Consider the following 1806-nt stretch of genomic DNA (forward strand, 5'->3'; position numbering starts at 1 on the left):
CGCTGCGCGGGCTGCTGTCCAAGACGTAAAAAGACCCGCTATGACACGGGTCTTTAATGGTCTGTTAATTGTACAAATTGTACGTTTCAGGCCTTGAAACGTACGATTCGTTTAGGCCAGTTTCTCGGTCAGCGCAGGCACGGCGTCAAACAGGTCAGCGACCAAGCCAAAGTCTGCGACCTGAAAGATCGGCGCTTCTTCGTCTTTGTTGATCGCCACGATGACTTTGGAGTCTTTCATGCCGGCCAGATGCTGGATCGCGCCAGAGATGCCCACGGCCACATACAGATCCGGGGCGACAACCTTGCCGGTCTGACCCACTTGCCAGTCGTTGGGCGCATAGCCGGAATCCACGGCGGCGCGCGAGGCCCCAACTGCGGCCCCCAAAACATCCGCCAGCTTTTCGATCAGCGCAAAGTCCTCTTCAGAGCCAACGCCGCGTCCACCGGACACAACCACGCCCGCAGAGGTCAACTCGGGGCGATCAGACTCCGCAACCTTGTCTTCGACCCAGGCTGACAGGGCGGGATCTTCAACCGCGCCAATGCTGTCCACAGAGGCCGAACCGCCTTCGCCAGCCGCTTCAAATGTTGAAGTCCGGAAGGTGATGACTTTCTTGCCATCCGAGGATTTCACGGTCTGCATCGCGTTGCCCGCATAGATCGGACGCTCGAAAGTGTCGCCGTCAACAACCGCGGTCACATCCGAAATCACCATCACGTCCAACAGGGCCGCCACGCGGGGCAGGATGTTTTTCGCATCGGTGGTTGCCGGGGCAACGATGTGCTCAAAATCACCGGCCAAAGAGGCAATAAGCGCCGCCGTTGGTTCCGCCAAACGGTGACCCAAAGAGGCGTCTTCGGCAACCAAAACCTTGGCCACACCGTCGATTTTTGCCGCCGCTTCACCGGCTGCAGCCGCGGATGCGCCCGCGGCCAGAACAGTGACATCGCCCAGGGCTTTTGAGGCGGTGACAGCCTTGGCTGTCGCGTCCATCGCAAGCTCGCCTGCGGTGACTTCAGCTAAAAGAAGGACAGCCATTACACAGCTCCTGCATCTTTGAGTTTCTCAACCAGCTCGTCGACCGAACCAACGATGACACCCGCCGACCGGGTGGCCGGCTCTTGGGTTTTCACAACCTGCAAACGCGGCGTGACATCAACGCCGTAATCCGCGGCGGTCTTTTCATCCAGCGGCTTGCGCTTGGCTTTCATGATGTTGGGCAGGCTTGCATAACGCGGCTCGTTCAACCGCAGATCCACGGTGACAATGGCCGGCATCTTCACAGAGATGGTCTGCAAACCGCCGTCCACTTCGCGGGTGACTTTGGCGCTGTCGCCTTCGATGTCCAGCTCGGAGGCAAAGGTCGCCTGAGACCAGCCCAGCAAGGCCGATAGCATCTGACCGGTGGCGTTCATGTCGTTGTCAATCGCCTGCTTGCCCGCAAGCACCACGCCAGGCTGCTCTTCTTCAACAACTTTCGCCAAAATCTTGGCAACCGCCAAGGGCTCGATGTCCTGATGCACATCGTCAGCGGCCACAACCAAAATCGCCCGATCCGCGCCCATCGCAAGGGCGGTGCGCAGGGTTTCCTGGGCTTGCTTCACACCGATGGAAACCGCAATCACCTCGTCGGCCTTGCCAGCTTCTTTCAACCGGATCGCCTCTTCCACAGCAATCTCGTCAAACGGGTTCATCGACATCTTAACATTGGCGAGATCAACTCCGCTGCCGTCCGCTTTCACACGAACCTTAACGTTATAGTCAATCACGCGCTTTACAGGTACGAGGACCTTCATGGGCGTA

The 1806-nt window shown here is 58.5% G+C and carries 2 protein-coding genes; both read right to left on the minus strand.

Annotated features, from left to right (window positions below; genetic code table 11):
* Window positions 1-111: 111 nt before the first annotated feature.
* Window positions 112-1041 carry an electron transfer flavoprotein subunit alpha/FixB family protein gene (locus ABXG94_RS17785; RefSeq protein ID WP_353536332.1) on the minus strand — a complete coding sequence of 310 codons (930 nt, stop codon included), beginning with the start codon at window positions 1039-1041 and terminating at the stop codon, window positions 112-114.
* Window positions 1041-1799 carry an electron transfer flavoprotein subunit beta/FixA family protein gene (locus ABXG94_RS17790; RefSeq protein ID WP_353536333.1) on the minus strand — a complete coding sequence of 253 codons (759 nt, stop codon included), beginning with the start codon at window positions 1797-1799 and terminating at the stop codon, window positions 1041-1043. The genes ABXG94_RS17785 and ABXG94_RS17790 overlap by 1 nt, the downstream gene beginning before the upstream one ends.
* Between the last annotated feature and the right edge of the window lie 7 nt (window positions 1800-1806).

This window comes from Cognatishimia sp. WU-CL00825, from assembly GCF_040364665.1.
GTDB lineage: Bacteria > Pseudomonadota > Alphaproteobacteria > Rhodobacterales > Rhodobacteraceae > Cognatishimia.

Excerpts from the sequence above, each read along its gene's own strand:
- ABXG94_RS17790 (WP_353536333.1), bottom strand. The coding sequence starts at position 1,799 with ATGAAGGTCCTCGTACCTGTAAAGCGCGTGATTGACTATAACGTTAAG.
- ABXG94_RS17785 (WP_353536332.1), bottom strand. The coding sequence starts at position 1,041 with ATGGCTGTCCTTCTTTTAGCTGAAGTCACCGCAGGCGAGCTTGCGATG.